Origin of the sequence: Saccharothrix sp. S26 (assembly GCF_021390395.1) — a bacterium.
Lineage (GTDB): Bacteria > Actinomycetota > Actinomycetes > Mycobacteriales > Pseudonocardiaceae > Actinosynnema.
Genome location: NZ_JAJUWT010000006.1, coordinates 259,193 through 281,812, shown reverse-complemented (window position 1 = coordinate 281,812; position 22,620 = coordinate 259,193). Strand labels below are relative to the sequence as shown.

25 protein-coding genes and 2 pseudogenes are annotated in these 22,620 nt (G+C 69.9%); 16 read left to right on the top strand and 11 right to left on the bottom strand.

Annotated elements, in window-relative coordinates; genetic code table 11:
* Positions 1 to 57 precede the first annotated feature (57 nt).
* The 6 genes and pseudogenes from LZG04_RS11855 (at position 58) to LZG04_RS11830 (ending at position 6,483) form a co-directional block, all read left to right on the top strand.
* Positions 58 to 1,380, top strand: a pseudogene (locus tag LZG04_RS11855) (FAD-dependent oxidoreductase).
* A complete protein-coding gene (locus LZG04_RS11850; RefSeq protein WP_233815878.1) occupies positions 1,367 to 2,344 on the top strand; it encodes an MFS transporter in 978 nt (325 codons plus the stop codon). The pseudogene LZG04_RS11855 and the gene LZG04_RS11850 overlap by 14 nt, the downstream one beginning before the upstream one ends.
* Positions 2,345 to 2,458: 114 nt before the next feature.
* Complete coding sequence (locus LZG04_RS11845) at positions 2,459 to 2,632, top strand: hypothetical protein (RefSeq protein ID WP_233815877.1); 174 nt, start codon at positions 2,459 to 2,461, stop codon at positions 2,630 to 2,632.
* Positions 2,633 to 2,674: 42 nt separating this feature from the next.
* Complete coding sequence (locus LZG04_RS11840) at positions 2,675 to 3,949, top strand: helix-turn-helix domain-containing protein (protein WP_233815876.1); 1,275 nt, start codon at positions 2,675 to 2,677, stop codon at positions 3,947 to 3,949.
* A gap of 165 nt (positions 3,950 to 4,114) precedes the next feature.
* Entirely contained in the window at positions 4,115 to 6,187 is a 2,073-nt protein-coding gene (locus LZG04_RS11835) for a PhoX family phosphatase (protein ID WP_233815875.1), read from the top strand.
* A gap of 71 nt (positions 6,188 to 6,258) precedes the next feature.
* Complete coding sequence (locus LZG04_RS11830) at positions 6,259 to 6,483, top strand: hypothetical protein (RefSeq protein ID WP_233815874.1); 225 nt, start codon at positions 6,259 to 6,261, stop codon at positions 6,481 to 6,483.
* Between the two features lie 134 nt (positions 6,484 to 6,617).
* Here the strand turns inward: LZG04_RS11830 and LZG04_RS11825 are convergent, their stop codons facing one another.
* From LZG04_RS11825 to LZG04_RS11800, 6 genes and pseudogenes are all read right to left on the bottom strand, one after another.
* Positions 6,618 to 7,526 (bottom strand): NAD(P)-binding domain-containing protein, encoded by a 909-nt coding sequence (locus LZG04_RS11825; protein WP_233815873.1) that lies wholly within the window; start codon positions 7,524 to 7,526, stop codon positions 6,618 to 6,620.
* Positions 7,496 to 8,560, bottom strand: a complete 1,065-nt coding sequence (gene arsB, locus LZG04_RS11820; RefSeq protein WP_308199052.1) for an ACR3 family arsenite efflux transporter — start codon at positions 8,558 to 8,560, stop codon at positions 7,496 to 7,498. The genes LZG04_RS11825 and arsB overlap by 31 nt, the downstream gene beginning before the upstream one ends.
* Entirely contained in the window at positions 8,557 to 8,856 is a 300-nt protein-coding gene (locus tag LZG04_RS11815; protein WP_233815872.1) for a helix-turn-helix transcriptional regulator, read from the bottom strand. The genes arsB and LZG04_RS11815 overlap by 4 nt, the downstream gene beginning before the upstream one ends.
* Before the next feature lie 33 nt (positions 8,857 to 8,889).
* On the bottom strand, positions 8,890 to 9,213 hold the full coding sequence (locus LZG04_RS11810; RefSeq protein ID WP_233815871.1) for a helix-turn-helix transcriptional regulator: 324 nt from the start codon (positions 9,211 to 9,213) through the stop codon (positions 8,890 to 8,892).
* A 55-nt stretch (positions 9,214 to 9,268) separates the two neighbouring features.
* Positions 9,269 to 10,072, bottom strand: a complete 804-nt coding sequence (locus tag LZG04_RS11805; protein WP_233815870.1) for a response regulator transcription factor — start codon at positions 10,070 to 10,072, stop codon at positions 9,269 to 9,271.
* A 1-nt stretch (position 10,073) separates the two neighbouring features.
* Positions 10,074 to 10,517, bottom strand: a pseudogene (locus tag LZG04_RS11800) (phosphate ABC transporter ATP-binding protein); the annotation flags it as partial.
* A 140-nt stretch (positions 10,518 to 10,657) separates the two neighbouring features.
* On the opposite strand from LZG04_RS11800, the gene LZG04_RS11795 reads away from it, so the two are divergent.
* A complete protein-coding gene (locus LZG04_RS11795; protein WP_233815869.1) occupies positions 10,658 to 11,296 on the top strand; it encodes an arsenate reductase ArsC in 639 nt (212 codons plus the stop codon).
* 13 nt (positions 11,297 to 11,309) lie between these two features.
* Here the strand turns inward: LZG04_RS11795 and LZG04_RS11790 are convergent, their stop codons facing one another.
* The gene (locus tag LZG04_RS11790; protein ID WP_233815868.1) at positions 11,310 to 11,969 is read right to left on the bottom strand and encodes an arsenate reductase ArsC; all 660 of its coding nucleotides are present in this window, start codon (positions 11,967 to 11,969) and stop codon (positions 11,310 to 11,312) included.
* A 114-nt stretch (positions 11,970 to 12,083) separates the two neighbouring features.
* On the opposite strand from LZG04_RS11790, the gene LZG04_RS11785 reads away from it, so the two are divergent.
* From LZG04_RS11785 to LZG04_RS11770, 4 genes are read left to right on the top strand one after another with little or no spacing between them, the layout of a single operon-like run.
* Positions 12,084 to 12,581 (top strand): FAD/NAD(P)-binding oxidoreductase, encoded by a 498-nt coding sequence (locus LZG04_RS11785; RefSeq protein WP_233815867.1) that lies wholly within the window; start codon positions 12,084 to 12,086, stop codon positions 12,579 to 12,581.
* On the top strand, positions 12,551 to 13,492 hold the full coding sequence (locus LZG04_RS11780; protein ID WP_233815866.1) for an FAD-dependent oxidoreductase: 942 nt from the start codon (positions 12,551 to 12,553) through the stop codon (positions 13,490 to 13,492). Before LZG04_RS11785 ends, LZG04_RS11780 begins: the two co-directional genes overlap by 31 nt.
* Positions 13,489 to 14,172, top strand: a complete 684-nt coding sequence (locus LZG04_RS11775) for a helix-turn-helix domain-containing protein (RefSeq protein WP_233815865.1) — start codon at positions 13,489 to 13,491, stop codon at positions 14,170 to 14,172. The genes LZG04_RS11780 and LZG04_RS11775 overlap by 4 nt, the downstream gene beginning before the upstream one ends.
* A gap of 33 nt (positions 14,173 to 14,205) precedes the next feature.
* Positions 14,206 to 14,616, top strand: coding sequence for an arsenate reductase ArsC (locus tag LZG04_RS11770; protein WP_233815864.1), 411 nt, complete (start codon positions 14,206 to 14,208; stop codon positions 14,614 to 14,616).
* A gap of 40 nt (positions 14,617 to 14,656) precedes the next feature.
* Here LZG04_RS11770 and LZG04_RS11765 read toward each other — a convergent pair whose 3' ends face one another.
* Together LZG04_RS11765 and LZG04_RS11760 are read right to left on the bottom strand one after the other, a co-directional pair.
* On the bottom strand, positions 14,657 to 15,241 hold the full coding sequence (locus LZG04_RS11765; RefSeq protein ID WP_233815863.1) for a hypothetical protein: 585 nt from the start codon (positions 15,239 to 15,241) through the stop codon (positions 14,657 to 14,659).
* A gap of 92 nt (positions 15,242 to 15,333) precedes the next feature.
* Positions 15,334 to 16,368, bottom strand: a complete 1,035-nt coding sequence (locus tag LZG04_RS11760) for an NAD(P)/FAD-dependent oxidoreductase (RefSeq protein ID WP_233816015.1) — start codon at positions 16,366 to 16,368, stop codon at positions 15,334 to 15,336.
* Positions 16,369 to 16,429: 61 nt separating this feature from the next.
* Between LZG04_RS11760 and LZG04_RS11755 the strand changes: the two genes are divergently transcribed.
* Positions 16,430 to 16,744, top strand: a complete 315-nt coding sequence (locus LZG04_RS11755; protein WP_233815862.1) for a helix-turn-helix transcriptional regulator — start codon at positions 16,430 to 16,432, stop codon at positions 16,742 to 16,744.
* Between the two features lie 233 nt (positions 16,745 to 16,977).
* Here the strand turns inward: LZG04_RS11755 and LZG04_RS11750 are convergent, their stop codons facing one another.
* Positions 16,978 to 17,250 (bottom strand): hypothetical protein, encoded by a 273-nt coding sequence (locus tag LZG04_RS11750; protein ID WP_233815861.1) that lies wholly within the window; start codon positions 17,248 to 17,250, stop codon positions 16,978 to 16,980.
* A gap of 1,216 nt (positions 17,251 to 18,466) precedes the next feature.
* Here LZG04_RS11750 and LZG04_RS11745 point away from each other — a divergent pair.
* The 3 genes from LZG04_RS11745 to LZG04_RS11735 are packed head-to-tail and all read left to right on the top strand — an operon-like array spanning position 18,467 to position 20,710.
* Positions 18,467 to 18,898, top strand: coding sequence for an STAS domain-containing protein (locus LZG04_RS11745; protein ID WP_233815860.1), 432 nt, complete (start codon positions 18,467 to 18,469; stop codon positions 18,896 to 18,898).
* Positions 18,895 to 20,115 carry a hypothetical protein gene (locus LZG04_RS11740; RefSeq protein WP_233815859.1) on the top strand — a complete coding sequence of 407 codons (1,221 nt, stop codon included), beginning with the start codon at positions 18,895 to 18,897 and terminating at the stop codon, positions 20,113 to 20,115. The genes LZG04_RS11745 and LZG04_RS11740 overlap by 4 nt, the downstream gene beginning before the upstream one ends.
* 10 nt (positions 20,116 to 20,125) lie before the next feature.
* A complete protein-coding gene (locus tag LZG04_RS11735; protein WP_233815858.1) occupies positions 20,126 to 20,710 on the top strand; it encodes a hemerythrin domain-containing protein in 585 nt (194 codons plus the stop codon).
* Positions 20,711 to 21,137: 427 nt separating this feature from the next.
* Here LZG04_RS11735 and LZG04_RS11730 read toward each other — a convergent pair whose 3' ends face one another.
* Entirely contained in the window at positions 21,138 to 21,440 is a 303-nt protein-coding gene (locus LZG04_RS11730; protein WP_233815857.1) for a DUF6292 family protein, read from the bottom strand.
* 708 nt (positions 21,441 to 22,148) lie between these two features.
* On the opposite strand from LZG04_RS11730, the gene LZG04_RS11725 reads away from it, so the two are divergent.
* Positions 22,149 to 22,613 carry an ANTAR domain-containing protein gene (locus tag LZG04_RS11725; protein WP_374202805.1) on the top strand — a complete coding sequence of 155 codons (465 nt, stop codon included), beginning with the start codon at positions 22,149 to 22,151 and terminating at the stop codon, positions 22,611 to 22,613.
* Positions 22,614 to 22,620 lie beyond the last annotated feature (7 nt).

The following is a 22,620-nucleotide window of genomic DNA, read 5'->3' as shown; positions in this document are numbered from 1 at the left end:
AGAGTCGATACATTGCCACCTTGTTCGATCGAAGACAGGCGATGAAAGGGGTGGCTCGTGAGCGAGCTTCCTGTGGTCGTGGTGGGTGCGGGGCCAGTCGGGCTGGCAGCGGCGGCCCAACTGTTGGAGCGCGGCTTGCGGCCGTTGGTACTGGAAGCGGGCCCGCAGGCCGGCGCGGCGGTGGCGCAGTGGCATCACGTGCGCCTCTTCTCGCAGTGGTCCGAACTCGTCGACCCGGCCGCGCGCAGGATGTTGGAGCCCACCGGTTGGACGGCACCTGAGGGTCAGGGCTACCCCACCGGTGCCGAGTGGGCGGCCGAGTACCTGGTGCCGTTGGCCGAGGCGTTGGGCGAGCACGTCCGGGTGAACGCCCGCGTGGTCGGCGTCGCCCGCCGCGGACGTGACCGCGTCGTGGACGCGGGCCGCGACAGCGAGCCGCTCACCGTGCACGTCCAGACCGACGACGGCGAGGAGCGGATCACCGCACGAGCCGTGGTCGACGCGTCCGGCACCTGGGGTTCGCCCAACCCGCTGGGCGGGGACGGGCTGCCGGCGATCGGTGAGCGGGCGGTGGCCGACCGGATCACCTACCACGTGCCCGACCTGGACCACGAGATCAAGCGGTACGCGGGCAAGCGGGTCGCGGTGGCGGGCAGCGGGCACTCCGCGCTCACCGCCCTGATCGCGCTGACCGACCTGGCGGCCGAGCATCCCGGCACGCACGTGACCTGGCTGCTGCGCCGCGGCGCGGTCGGCAATGTGTTCGGCGGCGGCGAGGCCGACCAACTGCCCGCGCGCGGCGCGTTGGGCCTGAAGGCGAAGTCCGCGGCGAAGGCCGGGCACGTCGAGGTCGTCACGGGCTTCCGCACGTCCGAGGTCGAGCGTGACGGCGACCAACTCATCCTGGTCTCGCAGGACGGGCACCGGCTGGACCCGGTGGGCGAGGTCGTGGTGCTGACCGGGTTCCGGCCCGACCACTCGTGGCTGTCGGAGGTCCGGCTGGAGCTGGACCCGGTGCTGCAGGCGCCCACCAAGCTCGCTCCGCTGATCGACCCGAACGTGCACTCCTGCGGCACGGTCTACCCGCACGGCGCGAACGAGCTGCGCCAGCCGGAACCGAACGTCTACCTGGTCGGGATGAAGAGCTACGGGCGCGCGCCGACGTTCCTGGCGATGACCGGCTACGAGTAGGTCCGCAGCGTGGCCGCCGAGATCGCGGGCGACCACGAGTCGGCGGCGAAGGTCGAGCTGACGTTGCCGGAGACCGGCGTCTGCGGTGGATCCGGCGTGTTCGACGTCGAGCCGGAGTCCTCGGGTGGGTGCTGCGGCGGTCTGCAGGTGGCGGAGCTGACGTTGACGGCTCCGAGTGCGCGCGTCTGATCTCAAGCAGCCCGGCGCGATCGAGGGGCGTGTCGGGTCCGCCGTGGCGGTGCTCGCGGTCGTCGGCATGGCCACCGCACGCTCGTTGCCGATGTTCATCCTGGCGTGGTCGGTGATCGGCGCGGCCATGGCCGCGGTGTTCTACCAGCCCGCCTTCGCCGCCCTCACCCGCTGGTACGGCGATCGCCGGGTCGGCGCCCTCACCGCGTTGACGCTGATCGGAGGTCTGGCCAGCACGGTGTTCGCGCCGCTGACCGCCGGCATCGCCGTTCACCTGGACTGGCGAGCCACCTACCTCGTACTCGCCGCCGTGCTTGCCGTGACCACGATTCCCGCGCACGTGTTCGGCCTGCGCCTGCCGTGGCCGCCACACGGGCACGAGACCGCCCAGACGCCAGACGCGATCGCCCGCAGCCGACCGTTCTTCGTCCTGGTCGTCGCACTGAGCCTCGGCGCCTTCGCCGTATATGCCGTCGTGGTCACACTCGTGCCGCTGCTGACCGAACGCGGCCTGTCCACCACCGCCGCCTGGGCCCTCGGGCTCGGCGGCATCGGCCAGGTTCTGGGACGTCTTGGCTACGCGCGGTTCGTCGCGGTCGCCGGCGTGCGCACGAGGACAGCGGTCGTCCTGCTCACCGCGTCGGCCACCACGCTCCTGTTGGGGCTGATCCCCGGCCCGGCCGTCCTGCTCATCGCCGCGTCCGTCCTCGCGGGCACAGCACGGGGTATCTTCACCCTCATCCAGGCCACCGCCGTCACCGACCGGTGGGGTGCCGCCCACTACGGCCGACTCAGCGGCGTCCTCAACGCTCCCATGGCCGTCACCGCCGCCGTCGCACCCTGGGCGGCGACCGCACTCGCCGGAACACTCGGCGGATACCCGGCGGTGTTCGTCGTGCTGGCTGTGTTGGGCGTCGTCGCGGCAGCCGCGTCGGTGAGGTCCGTGCCGCGATCTTCCTCATAGTTACCAGGGTTCATCCGACGTTCGCCCTGAGGACACCGTTGCCCGCTCTCTTCGCGATGCGGGAGGACGAGCATCACGCAGGAGATGACGCCGTCCGGCGCGACAGGGGTCTTGATGACGACCGAACCGCGACTGCACTGCTGCAGATCCGACCCGAGCCTCGACGGGATCATCCTGACGTTGAACGCGGAGATACCGGTCGACTTCGACACCCTGTCCGATCTCGTGCACGAGGTCTACTGCGCGTTGCACCACCGGGTCGAGATCGACGCTGAGCACCACGACTGAAGGTCCGCAGACAGCCCCTCAGTCGTCGGTTATCGTCTCGCGATGCCGGTGATGTGGTCGCGGATCCATTCGACGCTCGGACTGACGCCCCAAGAGCTGACGTACGCGATCGTGCGCGAGGCCGTGGACCAAGGCGTCTCCGAAGCCGAGGACCTGGACTGGAAGCAGGCCCTTCCGCCCGCTGACGAGAAGAAGCTCCGGGAGTTCGCCAAGGACGTCGCCGCGATGGCCAACGCCAAGGGTGGCCTGATCGTCTACGGGGTGACCGAGGCCGATGAGCACGCCACCGGGATCGTCGGCGTGACCAACCTCGAACGCGATCGTCAACGGCTGCGAGCCCTGGCGTCGCAACGAATCCGCCCGCTGGTGGCCGGGCTCGAAGTCTTCTCGCTGAACGGTGATGACGGCGAGCCCGGACTGGTGGTCGTGTCGGTGCCGATGAGCCCGGACGCGCCTCACGTGATCGGTGAGCGCAACGAGATGGGCGTGCCGTTCCGTGACGGGTCCGACACCCGGTGGATGAGCGAACACCAGCTGGAGCGCGCGTACGCCGACCGGTTCAGCCGCCGCTCGTTCCAGGAGAACGCCTTGGCCGAGATGGTTGACCAGGTGACCGAGAGGATCAACCTGGGCGAGCACGCTTGGGTGATGGTCAGCGCGCGGCCTCTGGCCCCGCTCTCGTCCCTCATGCCTGGTCTTGCCCGTGACGAGGTGGAGTCACTCGTAGCTGACGCACTCCGGGTCGCCTATGAGGTCGCACCGCCGGGTGCGTCCAGGCCGGAAATCCTGCGACAGCTCGACACTGACACCATCGGTAACCCGCTGGTGGGATTGCGACGCTGGATCGTTCGGGCCGACGAACACATGCGCACTGACCTGTCATGGGATATCCCCGACCTCGAACTCCACCATGACGGCGCGAGCAACTTCGCGATGAACATCGAGTCCTGGCTCGATCGCGACCCGACAAGCGACAATGCCGTGCCGACCCGCATGGTCGAAGCCGTGATCGCCGAGGGCGTCGCGGCGGCCACCGCCCACGCCCGGCGGCTCGGCTATGACGGCAGCCTGGCGATCCAAGTGGTGTTGACCCGGCTCAAGACCTCGAAGCCCATGGTCGCTTTCGGCAACGCCACCGGTGGAGCGGGCCGTGAAGGAATGGCACGCATCCGCAGTAGCCGGCCACTTCAGCGCGTCATCCCGGTCACCGCGGTGGTGTCGGCCACTGCGGAGGCCCCTGTTCTACGGAGCACGGCGCGGCAACTCGCGCTCGACATCCTCCACCAGTTCGGCGTGGCACGCACCACGCTGCTGTAGTCGACCGTGCCGCACTGGTGACCTTCGTGCCACCTGGGGTAGAGGTTCGCCTTCTGTTCACCTTCGCTTCGCCGCGCGACGGAATCGGGCACTTATCGTCCTGAATCGAGATCCACCGATCCAGCTTGGTGGGTGTCGTTCCCGAATGAACCGCATGGAGGTACCGTGCCGCCGCGCTCATCGACCGACGGGCAGATTCCGCTGCCCTTGGTCAACACCCACCACACCGGGCGTTCCGCCCTGACCTGCCGCTACCGCTGCGGCGACGCCTGCTTCCACGAGGCGCCGAACACCTCGGGCAACAGCTACTTCGGTGACGTGGTCGCGTCGGCGGTCTCGCGACGTTCCCTCCTTCGCACGACGGCGGTGGTCTCGCTCGGCGTGGCCGGCGCGAGCGCGATGGCCGTGCCCGCGGTGGCCGACCCTGACGGTCGAGGGTGGCAGAGGGAGCCGCGTGGGCTGCGGTTCGACGCGGTGGCGCCGAATCGCCAGGACGCGGTGGTCACCGCGCCCGGTTACGAGCAGGATGTCGTCATCCGGTGGGGCGATCCGGTACTGCCCGGTGCTCCCGCGTTCGACCCCCGGCGGCAGACCGCTGCGGCGCAGGCCGAGCAGTTCGGCTACAACGTCGACTACCTCGCGTTGCTGGACCTGCCGCACGAGCACCGCCGCGCTGTGCTGGTGGCCAACCACGAGTACACCAGCGAGCAGATCATGTTCGCCGGCTACGACGCGGCGAACCCGACCCGCGAGCAGGTGGAGATCGCGTGGGCGGCGCACGGGCTGAGCGTGGTCGTGCTGGACGAGGAGCGTTCCGGCGGCCTGTCGCCGGTTCGGCACCGGCTCAACCGACGCATCACCGCGACCAGCGAGCTGGAGCTGACCGGCCCGGCCGCGGGCAGCTCGCTGTTGAAGACGTCGGCCGATCCGACCGGCCGCAAGGTGCTGGGCACGCTGAACAACTGCGGTGGCGGCGTGACTCCGTGGGGCACCGTGCTGTCGGGCGAGGAGAACTTCAACCAGTACTTCGGCAACGCCGACCTGGTCACCGACCCGACCACCAAGGCCCGCCTGGGCCGCTACGGGCTCAGGGGTCTGGCCAGCGAGCGCAAGTGGGAACGGTTCGACAAGAGGTTCGACGTCGCCCAGGAGCCCAACGAGGTCAACCGGCACGGGTGGATCGTCGAGATCGATCCGTTCGACCCTGACTTCGTGCCGCGCAAGCGCACCGCGCTGGGCCGGTTCAAGCACGAGGCCGCCGAGCCGCGCTTGACCCGTGACGGACGGGTCGTGCTCTACATGGGCGACGACGAGCGGTTCGACTACTTCTATAAGTTCGTGTCCAAGAACCGGATGAAGCCGGGCACCAGTCAGGCGGCGCGGCGGCACAACCTGACCCTGCTGGACGAGGGCACGCTCTACGTCGCCCGGTTCAGCGGCAACAGTCCCGCCGCCGAGATCGACGGCACCGGCAAGCTGCCCTCCGACGGCGCGTTCGACGGCTCCGGCGAGTGGATCGCGTTGGCGAGTGGCCGGACGTCGTTCGTGCCCGGTATGACCGCCGAGGAGGTCTACGTCTACACGCGACTGGCTGCGGACAAGGTCGGCGCCACCAAGATGGACCGTCCCGAGGACGTCGAGCCGCACCCGCGCACGGGCACGGTCTACATCGCGCTGACCAACAACTCCGACCGGGGCGCGGCGGGCAAGGCCGGTCCCGACGAGGCCAACCCGCGCACCCGCAACAGGCACGGTCAGATCGTCGAGGTCGAGGAGACCCGCGACGACCCGGCGGCCACCTCGTTCCGGTGGCGGCTGTTCCTGGTGTGCGGTGACCCGTCCGACCCGAGCACCTACTTCGCCGGGTTCCCCAAGGACCGCGTCTCCCCCATCTCGTGCCCGGACAACCTGGCCTTCGACGCCCACGGCAACCTGTGGATCTCCACCGACGGCAACGCGCTGGGCTCCAACGACGGCCTGTTCGGCGTCGCGGTCGACGGTCGCAGCCGCGGCCTGGTCAAGCAGTTCCTCACGGTGCCGATCGGCGCGGAGACGTGCGGCCCGATCATCCAGGAGCGTCGGATCCTGGTCGCGGTCCAGCACCCCGGCGAGGTGGACGGCGCCACCGTCGACAAGCCGGGCTCCACCTGGCCCGACGGTCCGGGCACCATCGCCCGCCCCTCCGTCGTCGTGGTGACCCGCTCGGGTCGCGGCAACGATCGGATCGGCGAGGAGTAGACGCCCGGCTACCGATGGCCGGGTGATCGGTCAGTGGGAACGACTGACCGGCTGGGCGTGATCATCTCCGGGTGGTCACGCCCAGCCCATTCGCGGTGGTGTGCGCAGGCATCGACAGGAATGGAGAACCCGAATTGGGAACGGCCGATCCGCTCGCGCCCCTGCTGGTCGGCGTGCTGACGGCGATGGGCTTCGTCATGCCGGCCGGCCTCGGCGTGGTCAGCGCCTGGGATGTCGGCAGGGCCGGACCACCAGCAGGCGCCGTTTCTTCCAGGCAACGTCAGTGGTCTACCTGACCGGAGCCGTCACCGTGCTCCTGCTCGGCATCTACGCGTACAACGGCGTCGCGGGGATGGTCATCTCCGGATGACCACACCCAGCTCCTTCCCGATGGCGTGCACGGCGTTACGGGCTGTCGGGCCGACGCCGATCAGGGTGGCCGAGGCGGGACCGGTCCAGTTGCCGTAGCCGAGCGGGTGCAAGCGGGGTTCGGCGTGGACGTGGCCGTTGCGGTCGCGCAGGCCCAGCGGTGCGAGGTGGTCGAGCGCGGGGCGGAAGCCGGTGCACCAGATGACGGCGTCGGCAGCGGTGAGCACCTGGTGGTCCATCGGTTGAGCGATGAGCAGTCCCTGGTCGCGGGCGTGGCGCACGGGCGGGACCGCGACGATGTCGCCGAGGGCCCCGACCCCGCCAGGGGTGTGGGTGGCGATGTCGAACAGGCCTTGCCGTCGATCTCGTCGGGCAGGTAGCGGGGTGGGTGGCGGGTGAACCAGGTGAGGTCGACGTGGCTCGCGAGGTCCGCGGCGATCTGGGCGCCGGAGTTGCCGCCGCCGACCACGACCACGCGCTGCCCGGCGAACTCCTGCGGGTTGCGGTAGTGCACGGTGTGCAGCTGACGACCCGGCAGGCTGCGGGCGGCGGCGGGGATGAACGGCCGCCACCACGTGCCGGTCGCGCTGATCACCGCCTCGGCGAAGCGTCCGTCCACGTCGTAGCCGCCGTCGACCCGCCGGACTGAACGCACACGCACCGAGCGTTCGACGGGCAGCTCGTAGCGCTTCTCGTAGGCGGCCAGGTAGTCCACGACGTGCTCGGCGGTCGGATAGCCCTCGTGCGGGAAGCGGGGCATCGGCCACCCGGGCAGCGAGCTGTGCCGGGCCGGGGAGAACAGGCGCAGGGAGTCCCAGCCGTGCGGCCACGCGCCGCCGGGCACGGGTTGGGCGTCGAGGATGGTGAAGCCCAGCCCGGCCCGGCGGAGGTAGTAGCCGGCGGCGAGCCCTGCTTGGCCGCCGCCGATGACGATGACGGTCAGGTCGTGCTCCACCGCTTGCGCAGCCACAGGCTGACGTAGACCAGGCCCACGAGCACCGGCACCTCGATCAGCGGGCCGACCACGCCGGCGAGGGCCTGTCCGGAGGTCACGCCGAACACGCCGATCGCGACCGCGATGGCCAGTTCGAAGTTGTTGCCGGCGGCGGTGAACGCCAGGGTGGTGGTCCGCTCGTAGGACAGCCCGGCGGCCTTGCCCAGGGCGTACCCGCCGATCCACATGACCGCGAAGTACACCAGCAGCGGCAATGCGATCCGGGCCACGTCCAGCGGCTGGGACGTGATCCGATCACCCTGAAGCGCGAACAGCAGGACGATGGTGAACAGCAGACCGTACAACGCGATGGGCCCGATCTTCGGCAGGAACTTCGACTCGTACCAGTCCCGGCCGCGGGTGCGCTCGCCGATGCGGCGGCTGAGGTAGCCGGCGGCCAGCGGGATGCCCAGGAAGATCACCACGGACAGCGCGATCTCCCACGGGGAGAAGTCCAGCGACGTGGTGTCCAGGCCCAGCCAGCCGGGCAGCAGGTCGAGGTAGAACCAGCCCAGCACGCCGAACATGACGACCTGGAACACCGAGTTCACCGCGACCAGCACGGCGGCGGCCTCACGGTCGCCGCAGGCCAGGTCGTTCCAGATGATGACCATGGCGATGCAGCGGGCGAGACCGACGATGATCAGGCCGGTGCGGTACTCGGGCAGGTCGGCCAGGAAGATCCACGCCAGCGCGAACATCAGCGCTGGGCCGAGCACCCAGTTCAGCACGAGCGACAGCACGAGGGTGCGGCGGTCACCGGTGACGGTGTCGAGCTTGTCGTAGCGGACCTTCGCCAGCACCGGATACATCATCAGCAGCAGGCCCAGGGCGATCGGCAGCGAGACCTCGGAGATCTTCACCGCGTCCAGGACGCCCTGGAGGCCGGGCACGAACCGGCCCAGCGCGAGTCCGGCGGCCATGGCCACGCCGATCCACACCGGGAGGAACCGGTCCAGGAACGACAGTCCGCGCAGGACGTCGGAACGGTCGGTGGTGGGCGCGCTCAACAGGGCCTCCGGGGTTGATCGGTGGTGCGGACCCGCGAGGCGAGCGCGCTCAACGTGCCCGCGGCGCGTTCGAGCGCGTCGGGCACGAGTCGGTAGTAGGTGAAGCGTCCGCGGGGCTCGGCCTCGACGATCCCGGCCTCGCGCAGCAGCCTGAGGTGGTTGGAGACGTTGGTCTGCTTCGCCCCGGTCTCCTCGACCAGGTGGCAGGTGCACAACGCCTCGTCCGCCAGCAGCTCCACGATCCGGGCCCGCAACGGGTCGGCCAGGACGCGTAACACATCAGCATCGAGTGACATCAGTCGAGAATGATATCAGATGATGCTGATGTGTCAGCCGCGCTCCACGTCGACCGGGGTTTCACGGAGCGGCCCGCCCGGTCGCAGCATCTGCTCCATGGTGTCCAGCGCCGAGTGCTCCACCCGGTACCAACTCCAGGTGCCGCGGCGCTCCCTGCTCAGCACACCGGCGTTGACCAGGATCTTCAGGTGATGGCTGAGCGTGGACTGGGGCATGTCGAACTCGTCGGCCAGGTCGCAGAAGCACGCCTCGCCGGACGGTGACCGCCGCACCAGTGCGAGCAGCTGAACCCGGACCGGGTCGGCGAGGGCCTTGAACAGCTGCGCCGCTGCCGCGGGGTCGCGTTCGTCCGCCATGAGCAGCGCAGCCTCCCCCGCTGGTCCGAAATCCGTGGATGCAATGGTCGCATCCTCAACGACCAGGGTGAACGTCAGGTGAACGTGGCGGCACGGTGAACTGATAACCCAGTCGGCGGACGACGCGGATCCACTGCGGGTCGTGATCGTCGTCGCCCAGGCGCTTGCGCAGGCGTGCGACGTGCACGTTCAGGCTGTTGCTCGACGGAGGCGTCTCTCCCCACAGCGCCCTCACGACGGCTTCCCGGGTGAGCACGGAGCCGACGCGCTCGGCGAAGAAGCGCAGCAGCAGGAACTCCATGGGCGGGAGGGTGATCTCGGCGCCGTCCAGCCACATGCGGGGCACCTCGCCGTCGACCTTGAGCCGCCCGAGGTCGATCGCCATCGGCCGGATGTCCAGCGGCTGGGCGCCGGACGACAGGGAGCTGAGCACGGCGAGGAGCTGCTTGACCCGGTAAGGGCGGGGGACGACGACGTTGGCGCCCGCGTCCGTGGCACGGCTGGCGAAGTCGCCCGAGCCTGGGTCGGCGCCGACGACCACCGGCACGTCGGGGTCGTCGGCGCGCACGATCGACAGGAACTCGATCGGGTCCAACCGTCCGGTCGCGGGTCCGAGCAGCACCGCGTCCGGACAGGTGCGACCCACCACGAGCAGCGCTTCCGCCGGGTCCGGGCAGGTCCGCAGCTCCACGGGCTGCCCGGCCAACGACCGGGCCAGCTCGTCGACCTCGGCGCCGTGGTCGACGACGAGCAGGGCGAGCCGGTCGGGCAGCTTCTCCCCCGCCGTGAGGCAGGCACGCCTGCGGCTGTGGAAGCGGGAGTGGTCGGACTCCCACGCCTGGACCATCGGACCGGCCATGTCAGCCGAACCTACCGGTGATGTACGCCTCGGTGCGGGCGTCGGCGGGGTTGCCGAAGATGTGCTCGGTGGTGGCGAACTCGATCAGCTTGCCGGTGCGCTGCCCCTGCTCGTCGGCTTCGGCGGTGAAGAAGCCGGTGCGCTGCGAGACACGGGCCGCCTGCTGCATGTTGTGCGTGACGATGATGATGGTGAACCGGGTCGCCAACTCCACCATCAGGTCCTCGATCTTGGCGGTGGCGATGGGGTCCAGCGCCGAGCAGGGCTCGTCCATGAGGATCACCTCGGGTGAGGTGGCGATGGCGCGGGCGATGCACAGCCGCTGCTGCTGGCCGCCGGACAGGCCGAACGCGTTCTGCTTGAGCTTGTCCTTCACCTCGTCCCACAGCGCCGCCCCGCGCAGCGCGCGTTCGACGACTCCCGGCCGGACCGCACCTGACCGGACGACTCACCAGCGGTGGACCGTCCACCCGCGGATCACCCGGGAACTCCACCATGACCTCCGAGAGTAGGGCTTGGATTGACACAAGTCGATGCAAGCTGGTGTGCTCCGCGCCGACGGAGTCCGGTCCAGGGAGGGACCTCATGAGCTTGGGGGACGGTCTGCCTCATCACGAGGTGGGCGACCAGTTGCACCGCATGGCCGACGAGCTGACCGACAAGTTCCAGGGGGTGTTCAGCGCGCAGACCGTCCGGCGCTTCGTGGCCGAGACCTACGACCTGCTCGATTCCCGCGCCACGGTCAGAACCCACCTGGCCACGTTGACCGCGCGGTTCGCCCGGCAGCGGCTGACCGACCTGGGCCGTCTCAAGGGTCTCACCACGGTCACCGTGCCGCAGGTGCTGTTCGTGTGCGTGCACAACGTCGGGCGCTCGCAGATGGCCGCCGCGCTGCTGGAGCACCACGCGTTCGGCAAGGTCGCCGTGCGGTCGGCGGGTAGCAACCCGTTGGGCGTCATCCCGGACACCATCGTGGAAGCCCTGGGCGAACTGGGCATCCCGCTCACCCACGGTTATCCGAAGCCGCTGACCGACGAGGTCGTCCGCGCGACCGATGTGGTCGTCACCATGGGGTGCGGCGACGCCTGCCCGGTCTACCCGAGCAAGCGCTACCTCGACTGGCAGGTGGCCGACCCCGTGGACGCCCCGATGGAGACCGTGCGCGTCATCCGCGACGACATCGACCGCCGCGTCCGCGGCCTGATCACCGACCTGCGCGACTGACCGGCCGGCGAACTCAGCCAACAAGCACCTCCAGTTCGACCAGCAGCGCACGGACCCGTCGTTCGATCTCGTCGCGCACCGACCGGACGTCCTCGACCGCCCTGCCCGCCGGGTCGTCCAGCACCCAGTCCAGGTAGCGCTTGCCGGGATGGACCGGGCAGGCGTCGCCGCAACCCATGGTCACCACGACATCGGCAGCGCGGACGATCTCCTCGGCCCACGGCTTGGGGAACTCGCCGGAGATGTCGATACCGCGCTCGGCCATCGCGACGACCGCCGCCGGATTGATCTCGTGACCGGGCTCGGAGCTGCCCGACCAGGCCACGGCGCCGTCGCCCGCCAGATGTTGGAAGAAGCCCAGGGCCATCTGGCTACGCCCGGCGTTGTGCACGCACAGGAACAGCACGGTGGGCTTGCCGTCCCGCTGGTGCCCCTCTACCCGGGCCAGCACGTGCAGGCGTTGCCGGGCGAAGCGCTCGGCAAGCAGGGGCAGGTAGTTGGGGACGGTGCTGGCCGCGGCGAACCCGTCGTAACTGGAGTGCAGGAACCGCTCGATGGTCTCCGCGCCGAAGACCCCGTCGAACGCCTCGCACAGGCGGGAGGCCGCGGTGCGCAGCGCCAACTGCTGGTCGACGCTCAGGTCGTTGCGCCGGTACTCGTGCGTCGTCGGCATGGGGGGACTCCCAACAAGTTCAGTCAGCGTTTGTTGACTCAACACTTGTTGACTCTTAGTGTTGAAGTCAACCCACGGACCACGGTGGACCCACTTCGACGAGGAACGAGCTCCATGACACGCCTGGTGGTGATCGGGGGCAGTGACGCGGGCATCAGCGCGGGACTGCGCGCCCGCGAGCTGGACCCGACCGCACGACCGCTGCTGGTGGTCGCCGACGCCTACCCGAACTTCTCCATCTGCGGGATCCCCTACCACGTCTCCGGCGACGTCCCGGACTGGCGATCGTTGGCCCACCGCACCCGCACCGACCTGGAGGACGCCGGGTTGGAACTGCGGTTGAACACCCGCGCACTGTCGATCGACCCGCGGCGACAGGTCGTGACCGTGCGGGACGCCACCGGCACCCACGAGCTCGACTACGACAAGCTCATCGTGGGCACGGGCGCGGTGCCCGCCCGTCCGCCGATCACCGGCCTGGACGATCTCGGCCCCGCCGACGGCGTGCACCTGCTGCACACCATGGACGACACCTTCGACCTCACCGTAGCCTGGGTCGGGCCCCGAAGTCCGCGGTCGTCGTGGGCGCCGGCTACATCGGCCTGGAGATGACCGAGGCCCTGCACGCCCGCGGCCTGCGCGTGACCGTCGTCGAGCGGCTGCCCCAGGTCCTGCCCACCGTCGACCCCGAACTCGGCGCCCTGGTCTCCGACGAACTGCGGGCCCACAACGTCGACGTGCGCACCGACACCACCGTGCAGCGCATCACCAAGAGCGGCGACGGCCTGCTGGTCACCGGCAGCCGGGGTCTCGACCTGCGCACCGATGTCGTGCTTGTCGTCGTCGGTGCGCGCCCCGACACCGCCCTCGCCGAGACCGCCGGCGTCGTCCTGGGCGTGCGGGGCGCGATCGCCGTCGACCGCCACATGCGCACCAGCGTCGCCAACGTCTATGCCGCCGGCGACTGCGTCCACCCCTACCACCGCGTACTGGGCACCGACACCTACCTGCCGCTGGGCACCACCGCGCACAAGCAGGGCCGCATCGCCGGCGAGAACGCCCTGGGCGGCGACCGCGAGTTCACCGGCTCGCTGGGCACCCAGGTGCTCAAGGTGTTCGACCTGGTCATCGCCCGCACCGGACTGCGGGAGCACGAGGCCGACGGGTTCACCCCGGCCACCGTCGCCACGGTGGCCGACGACCACAAGCGCTACTACCCCGGCGCCCACAGCATCCACATCCGGGTCACCGGTGACACCGACACCGGCCGCTTCCTCGGCGCCCAACTGGTCGGCCACCTCGCCAGCGCCGCGCACAAGCGCGTCGACACCTTCGCCACCGCCCTGCACCACGGCATGACCGTGGCCGACCTCGAAGACCTCGACCTGTCCTACACCCCGCCGTTGGGCAGCCCGTTCGACGCGGTGCAGATGGCCACGCAGGCGTGGGCGCGCGAGCACGGGTGGTTTCGATCGCACCGGGTTGACGCGGGCATTCCGCCTCAAGCAGCATTGAGTCAATGAGTACTGACTGGCCTTCGGACGTGGTCGAGCGGGCACGCCTGCACGCGGCCCTGGGCGAACCCGCCCGCCTGGCCGTGGTGGAGCTGCTGCTGCTCGGCGACGCCTCGCCCAGCGAGGTCGGCCGCGAACTCGGGCTGCCCAGCAACCTGCTCGCCCACCACGTCAAGCTGCTGGAACAGGCAGGAGTCGTCGAGCGGTCCCGGTCGGAGGGCGACCACCGCCGCACCTACCTGCGGCTGCGCACCACCGTGTTCACCGACCTGGTCCCCACCGGGCTCCGCCAGGCGCCGCGAGTGGTCTTCGTGTGCTCGCGCAACTCCGCGCGATCGCAGCTGGCCGCCGCGCTGTGGCGCGAGCGCAGCTCCGTGCCCGCCGCGAGCGCGGGCACCCGCCCCGCCGACCGCGTGCACCCGATGGCCCTGGCCACCGCCCGCGCCCACGGTCTGTCGCTACCCCGCGCCCGCACCCACCACCTCGACGAGGTGCTCCAGCCCGACGACCTGGTCGTCGCCGTGTGCGACAACGCCCACGAGGAACTCGGCGCCGACCGCACGGACCGGCTGCACTGGTCCGTGCCGGACCCGGCGACCGTCGGCACCGAGGACGCCTTCGACATCGCCTTCCGCGACCTGGCCGACCGCGTCGACCGCCTCGCACCCGCCGTCCACCCCACCGCATAGCCGATCACCACCTGATACCGAAGGACAACAGCGTTGAACCGCAAGCCCGAGGTCCTGTTCGTCTGCATCCACAACGCCGGCCGCTCCCAGATGGCCGCCGCGCTGCTCCAGCACCACGGCCTGGGCCGCGTCGAGGTCCGCTCCGCCGGCTCCGCCCCCGCCGACCAGGTCAACCCCACCGCCACGCAGGCGCTCGCCGAGTGGGGCCTGGACATCACCGCCGAGGTGCCCAAGAAGCTCACCACCGAGGCCGTCGAAGCCTCCGACGTGGTCATCACCATGGGTTGCGGCGACACCTGCCCCGTCTTCCCCGGCAAGCGCTACCTCGACTGGGAGCTCCAAGACCCGGCCGGGCAGGGCGTGGAGTCCGTGCGCCAGATCCGCGACGACATCGACCGCCGCGTGCGCGGCCTGCTGGCCGAACTGCTCGACCAGCCAGCCTGACCGACCACTCCGGCGCCGGTGGCCCGTGGGGCCACCGGCATCAGGACGGCAGGGCACCCTGCTGTTGAGCGAGGTCGAGCAGGTCGTCGACCCTCAGGGCCGCGGTTCCGACGGTGTGGAACAGGCGCATCACCGCCTGGTTGTTCCACTCGGCACTGCCTGGCCCATCCAGGGTCTTGAGCAGCCGCCGCGGCTCCGGATTCACGTGCACCAGACCACCGCCGTAGAGCACGGCCTCGGCGACCTCCCAGTCCGTGTAGACCCGGTCCGGCGGCGCCTCGCCCTTCCTCCACGTGCCGGTAGTGGCGAACAGCACGCTCCTGCTCGCCCTCTTGTAGTCCTCCCGCAGATCGTCGAACCCCTTGGCGATCAACGGATCGGCGCATCCCTGCCTGAACTGCCCGAAGCAGACGCCGAGCGAGACCATGTCGCGCTGGGACAGGAACGGCCGCAGCACCGAGGCCAGGTAGTGCTGCTGGTCCTCAGTGGCCGGCGGGAACAGGAACCGACTCCCCTGCGGCGAGCCGAGCATCGTGAACGAGAACGAGTAGACCGCGGTCGCGAACAGCGGGTGGGCACGCACCTTCGCGGCCTGCGCGCGGAACGCCTCCACCAGCTCGCCCACACCGACCTGCTCGTGCGGCTTCCTCATGGCCGGGCAACGTACGCCCGCCCACCGACAAAAGCACCCCCGATATCACGGCGAGCAGTCACCGGTCACCGTCCCAGGCGCCGCACCACGTAGCGGGCGTCGCGCCCGACACCGCGCAGCGTCGCCGAGGACAGACTGCGCTGCCACTCCAACCCCACGAACCCCAAACCGGGATGCGTAGTCGACAGCCCCGAACGGTGCCGCGCGAAGCCCTCGACGTCCAACGCGCCCATCGCCTCCAGGTACCCCAGCCCCGGCCGGTACCCGGTGGCCAGGATCAACGCGTCGACCCGCTCACGGCCACCGTCGGACCAGGTGACCATGTCACCGTCGAGGTCGGTGAACATCGGCCGACGGTCGGGCCGACCCGCCGCGATCGCAGCCCGATAGGTGCCCCCGTCCAACACCGGGGTGGAGAACTGCTTGGGCAACCACCGCCCGACCGGCGCCCGGTCCACCCCGGTCACCGACCACCACCAGTGCACATCCCGCCCCAACGGACGCTGCTTGACGAAGCGGACCGGCTTGCGACTGGACAACGTCACCCGCGCTTCCGACGCCAGCTCGTGCGCGATCTGCACCGCGGAGTTGCCCGCGCCCACCACCACAACCCGCTTGCCCGCGTACGGCTCCGGGATCCGGTACTCCGCGGCGTGCACCACCGAACCCGCGAACCGATCCAGCCCTGGCAACGCAGGCCGGTAGGGCGCGCCGAACCCACCGGTCGCCGCGATCACCCGCCGAGCCGACACCCGCTCGCCACCGGCCACAGCCACCTCGAAACCGCCCGCACCGGCCACGATCTTCTCCACCCGCTGCCCGGTGCGGATCTCCACTCCCAGCCACTCGGCGTACCGCGCCAGGTAGGCCACCACCTCGTCCCGGCGCGGGTACCGGTCAGGGTCGCCCCCGAACGCCAGGCCCGGCAGCGCGCTGTACCGAGCGGGCGAGAACAACCTCAGGCTGTCGTAGTAACCCGCCCACGAGCCCGTCGACCGCTCCCCCGCCTCCATTACCACAGGGCTTCCACCAGCAACTTTCACCGCATACGCGGCTGCCAAGCCGGACTGGCCGCCACCGATCACCACTACCTCAACCATCGACATAGCTCGATAGTATCGGAAATTCGCGAAATGACGAGATGACGGCCATCATCATTCCGTGGTCGAACTCGGTGAGACGTCCCGCCGCTTCCTCAAGGCCCTGGCCAGCGAGAGCCGCCAGCAGCTCATGCTGGAGTTCGCCGGCAACGCCGAACTGACCGTCGGCCAGGCCGCCGAACGCCTGGGCATCGCCCAGTCCACCGCCAGCGAACAGCTCTCCGCCCTGCGCCAAGGCGGCCTGCTCACCGCCCGCCGCGACGGCAAGACCGTCTACTACCGCGCCAACCCCACCGGCATCACCACCGCACTCACCGAACTCCAAGCCCACCTCGGGACCTGCTGCCCACCGACCACCGACCCGCACAACGACTGATCAGCCTTCGAACAGCCGCGTCCATATCGAGGTTCGAGGTGCCCTCGATGCCGACGCTGTTCGTCCTTGATGGCGAGTAGCAGGTGATATCGGCGGTCGGTACGCTGCCGACTCCGGCCTGCAGACCCTGTGCGACACCTTCGCTGCGCTCCACCAGCCGACGGAACCGACCGGCTCGACATCCGACGAGCTGAGGGCACGGTCGCACGAACGGGCACGGCTGCCTCGGACGCCTAACGATGCGAGAAGGACCAAGCGTCCATCGTATCGGCGGTGAACTCGAGGACCTGATCGAGTTCACCGGCGAAGTCCTTTGTGGACATGGACAGGCACGCCTCGGGAACCAACGCGGTGGGCTGCTCGTCCAACCGGGCGGACAACTCCGCGGCCAGTTCCGCGGCGTTGTCCAAGTCCACTTCGCCGGTGACAATGGTGACCAGCACCCCGTCCCGCGCGATGTCAGCCGCTGTGGCGGTCCGCAACGATGTCGTGCCCTGCTCGTTCATGGTGTGCTCCTGGCCTGGACATGGCAGGAACGGCCATCGAACACACTGTTGGACACGAGCAAGCGTTCCGATTGCGCCCGGCATCGCGGTCCGGCACGTCCACGTTACGGCGCGTCCCGGTGAATCTACTCGACCCGCGCGGTACTGGCCTACCTGCACCGCGTCGCCGGTGAACCGCTGAACCTGGGCGACGAGCCGCGGCGTTACCACGAGTTCGCGCTGGCCGACCTGGAGGCGGTGCCCGATCTCGTCGCTCCCGGACTCGCAGGGCTCGGCACCGCGGTCTCTACGGCGCGGGCACCCCCTGAACCCGGCCGGACGCGAGGATATGGCGGCCCACCTGCTGTTGGGGATCATCATGGAGGGCATCGCCCGCTCGTCCTTCGCGGAAGGCCGCGAAGCACTGCGCATTAAGGTGCTCGCCGACCTCTGCTCGGCGGACGGTTGGTCGCACTTGTCATCCTGCCGCCGAAAGACCCGTCCCCTCGTCGCAGGCCCTACCAGCCGTCGCCAACGTCATGACCCGCAACAATTAGCCCTTGATTCCGCTGTCCTTCCGCACCTTCGTCCGTCTGAGCGAGCTGATTCGGCGCGAGGCAACGCGCAGGTCGAGGCCACCGAACTCGTCCACAGCACACCTGGAAGACTGTCCCGTGGGACGTCCGGGCACAGGCGACAGCCGGGGTCTTGTGGTGCGATGGCCGCACGCTGGCCCGCTCGACTCGTCGACGTCCTCAAGGAGTGCGAAACCCGCCCACCCGGTGACCCGATCGCGGTCCGGCCGTCACCATAGGTGCACATCCGTGTCCAGGTCTCACCTGGACGGGTGCTGTTCTGGTCCCGGCGGCCTTACCGCGCGGTCTCCTCCCGGATCCCGAGTCGCCGCGCCGCGAGACCCGTGCCACGGTGGAGGAGGCACCGTCGGGACGACATCCCGTCACGTTCCATCGACGTGGCCGGCGCGCCCCATTCCGTCACCCACAGCCGATATCGGGCACGAGGACGTGATCATGCCCTTGGTCGCCGCACGAGCACGAGGACCCGCTGCGGACGGGAGGAGGCCCCGCACGCCCGGGCCTTGAGGAGTCGGCACGGCGAGTGCCGAGGTCGTGCCCACGACCTCGGCCTCCCTCCTTCGGCCTGTGGTGTCCCACGCCCGAGCCGCCCACGTCGCCGCCGCACGCGCCGGACGAGAACCCCTTCCGGGAGGGAACAGATGACCACTGTCGACGCACGCCGCGGGCCGGTGGAGCCGGATCCGGCCGGCCCGCCGGTCGACCGCGCGGAACCCGCTCCGGGCGTGCTGGTGCTGCGGGTCACCGGCGCCGTGCGGACCCCCTTGGTCGAAGCCGCGCAGCGGTGCCTGGCCGAGTCGCCGCGGGTGCTGATCCTCGACCTGTCCCGAGCCACCGGCTGCGACGGCCACGGTGCCGCGCTGGTGGCTGCGGTGCGCACCCAGGCGCGGGCCCGAGGCGTGCCGGTCGAGCTGGTGGTCTCGACCAACGAGGTGGCCAGGGCGCTGCGCTTCACCGACCCGGATGCGCTGCTGGGCGCCTGGCCGTCGCTGGAGCCCGTCCTGACCACCGTCTGCCCGGTCACCGAGGCGATCCGGGACCAACGCAACGACGACGTGCGAGGAATTCGATGACGACGACAGGCTTCAACCCGCTGGAACACCGTGGCATCCCGCTGGACCGCCAGGTCCGGAACTGGCGCGAGCTCGACGTGGACCCGATCGACCCCGACCACAGCGACCCGTACACCCGGTGCCGGATCATCACGATGAACGGCATCGAGGTCGAGGCGTTGCTGTTCAGCCACCAGTTCGCCCGCAACTGTGCGGACATGGACGTCAAGCGCCGGCTGGCCGAGGTGCGCTACATCGAGCAACAGCAGCAGAAGGCGGTCAACTGGCTGCTGCCGGGGGCGTCCTCCGCGCTGGAGACCACGATCGCCTACGAGCAGGTCGCGGTGGACCTCACCGCGTGGGTGGCGCGCATGGAGCCCGACCCGTACCTCAAGCAGGCGTACCAGTTCGGCGTGCTGGAGGACTTCGACCACCTCTACCGCTACGCCAACCTGTACGAGATGGTCCAGCGCCGCAAGGCCGAGCGGATCGTCGACGACCTCACCGAGGTCATCCCCGGCAGGCCGACCAAGTACCATCACCGGCACCCGGCCGACAACGTGCGCGAGCCCTACGACCGCAGCACGGCGGCCCCGATCTCCAAGCTGCACGCGTTGACCATCATGTCCGCCGAGCAGCAGACCATGAACTTCTACATGAACGTCGGGCCCGAGTACATGGAGCCGATCGCCCGGCAGCTCTACCAGGAGATCGGCCTGATCGAGGAGGAGCACGTCACCCACTACGAGTCCCTTGTGGACCCCGGTGAGACGTGGTGGGAGCGGTTGGTCAACCACGAGTACAACGAGTGCTACCTGTACTACTCGTTCATGCAGACCGAGTCCGACCGCCGGATCAAGGCGATCTGGGAACTGCACCTGAACATGGAGCTGGAACACCTGCACCTCGCGTGCGAGCTCATGCGCGCCAACGACGGCCGTGAACCGGAGGAAGTCCTCGCACCGGAGCTGCCCGCGCCGGTGACGTTCGAGCCGAACAAGGAGTACCTGCGCGAGCTGCTGGACACGCAGATCGACCTGACCACCCTGGGCACGGGTTACGTCCAGGAGGCGCACGAGCGGTTTGAAGCCATGCAGGACGCCTTGATGGGCGGGGAGCTGCCACCGAGCGAGCGCGTGATCGACCTGCACCGCGAACAGTTCGGCACCGACTACCGGCACGCGACCAACGGTGAGCACCCCGTGGCCTCGCTGCGGCAGCAGCACACCACCAGCTGACGGAGGCACGATGACCACCACATCAGAGCCGGACACCGAGCGCGACGCTGACGTCGTGGAGCTGCTGATCGGCCAGCACATGGAGATCCGCGACCTGTTCGCGGAGGTCCAGTCTTCCGCGGGCGAGCAGCGGTCGGACGCCTTCGCCCGGCTCGTCCGGTTGCTCGCCGTCCACGAGACCGCCGAGGAGATGGTCGTCCACCCCGCCACGCGCCGCAGCGTCGACGGCGGTGACGCCATCGTGGAGGACCGGCTGGCCGAAGAGGAACACGCCAAGGAACAGCTGGCACACCTGGAGTCCATCGGCACCGAGGACCCGAGCTTCCCCGAGAAGCTCGCCCGCCTGCGCGAGGCGGTGTTGCAGCACGCCCACCACGAGGAGGCCTACGAGTTCCGCTACCTGCGCCAGCAGCACGACCCCGAGCAACTGCGCCGCATGGCGGGACTGGTCCGGGCGGCCGAGCGCACGGCGCCGACGCACCCGCACCCGAGCACCCAGTCCGCCACCGCCAACCTCGTGGCAGGACCCGCGGTGGCCCTGTTCGACCGCGTGAAAGACGCGGTGCGCTCGGCGTTGTCGGACGACCGGAAGTAGTCGACAAGCCGTCGGGCGCCACGCGGCGGTCCGACGGCGCTCGGCGGCGCAGAACCGCGGGTGATCGGGCGCGGTGCGGGCCGGACGATGTCGTCCGGTCCGCACCGCGCAACCAGACCGCCGTGGGCGCTGTCTGCTCAACGACACCGCGTCAGGCCTGGCCCACCACTTGCGCGGTCCCGCCGTGCCCGAGGGCACGGCACTCGGCAGGCTACCCATCGAAATCGCCCGGAACACCCTCCTGACCGGTGCGACCGGTCGCGAACCCGGGATTCGCGGGTCCATCGCCGGACGCGTCGGAACCACCGTCAACCGGCGCCTCACGCGGTCCGGGACACCGGCGTCAGCGTCGCGGCGGCGTACGGCGCCAACCGACCGGCCAAGTCCCCGCGTGGTCGGGCCGGCGAGCCGTTCCGCGTGGCGCCGCTCAACAACGCACGCGCCCGCCCGGCCACCGCCCGCGGCCCGGGAAGGACTTCGCGCCGAACCACGCCTGGAGGATCAGGTCCTCGCCGATGTGCGTCTCCACCGCCGCAGCCCAGCCACCGCGGTCGTCCCACAACAAGGCCACCTCGCGGTCCGGGAAGCCGGGCAGCCTGCCGTCGAGCTCGAGGTACGCGGTCGTGGCCTGGACGTATCCGCGCTCAGGGCGGAACCCTAACTGCCCGGTGACCAACCGCACGTAGCCCCGAAGTACCCCGGCCAGGAAATCGTCGTACTCCGAAGACATCCCGCGTCGCCGCCTTCGTCCAACCGTCGAGTGAACGCGCCGGCTGCTTGACGCACTGCGCCAGTACCCCGCACGAGGCGGAGAAACCCCCGTCGGAGTGACGGGCAGGGGTGGCCGTCGGCCCCGGCGACGGTCAGGATCCCGTACGCGAAGCGGGCCGGGCCGGCACGGCCGACAGCGAGCTCCGGGATCGTCGCCGTCGCCCAGCACCCCGCGTCCCGGTGGGCCGTCCAGGCGTCGGGCACCCGAGTCGGCGGGGTGGTCCGCGGGTCGTAGCGGAGGCGAGCCCCGCACGTCTCGCTTTCCGCCGGCGAAGGGAGGGCAGGGTTGGGATACCGCGGTCCTACCAGTGCCCGTCTCCCGATCCGGAGGCCGCATCGACCCCTGACGAGATGGAGAGGGGCACATGGCCCAGCGCCCGACCAGCCGCTCCCAGAACGGACACGGAAGGTCCATCGCGACGACGGAACGTCAGGACCACGACGACCTGGCCGTGAACCTGAGCCAGGTGGCGCTCACGCTGCACCGCCAGTCCAGCACGCAGGAAACACTGGACGAGATCGTGCGCGCGGCGGTGGACACCGTTCCCGGTGCCCGTCGCGCCGGGCTCATGATGGTTCTCGCCAAGCACCGGGTGCAGACGGTCTCGGTCACCGGTGAACTGCCCGGTCAGGTCGACCAGGTCCAGTACGACACCGGGGAGGGCCCGTGCCTCGATGCGCTCTACCTGGAGAAGGTCGTCGACATGCCCGACGTCGCCCGGAGAGGCGATGGCCCTCGTTCACCGAGCGGGCGACGCTGCTGGAGGTGTCCAGCATGCTGTCGTTCCAGCTGTTCGTGCAGGACGACGACCTCGGTGCGCTCAACCTCTACTCGCCGGACGTCCGGGCGTTCGACGAGGATTCCCAACACGTCGGGTCGCTGTTCGCGAGCCACGCCGCCGTCGCCCTGGCGGCCTCGCAGGAGCGCGAGCACCTGACCGAGGCGATGCGGACCCGCGACCTGATCGGGCAGGCCAAGGGCATCCTGATGGAACGCCACAAGTTCACCGGCGACCAGGCGTTCACCCTGCTCGTGCGGGCCAGCCAGCGGGCGAACATGAAGCTGCGCGACCTCGCCGACAGGCTGGTGCACACCGGCGAGCTGACCTCCCCGCCCCACCGGACCACCTGACGAGCGC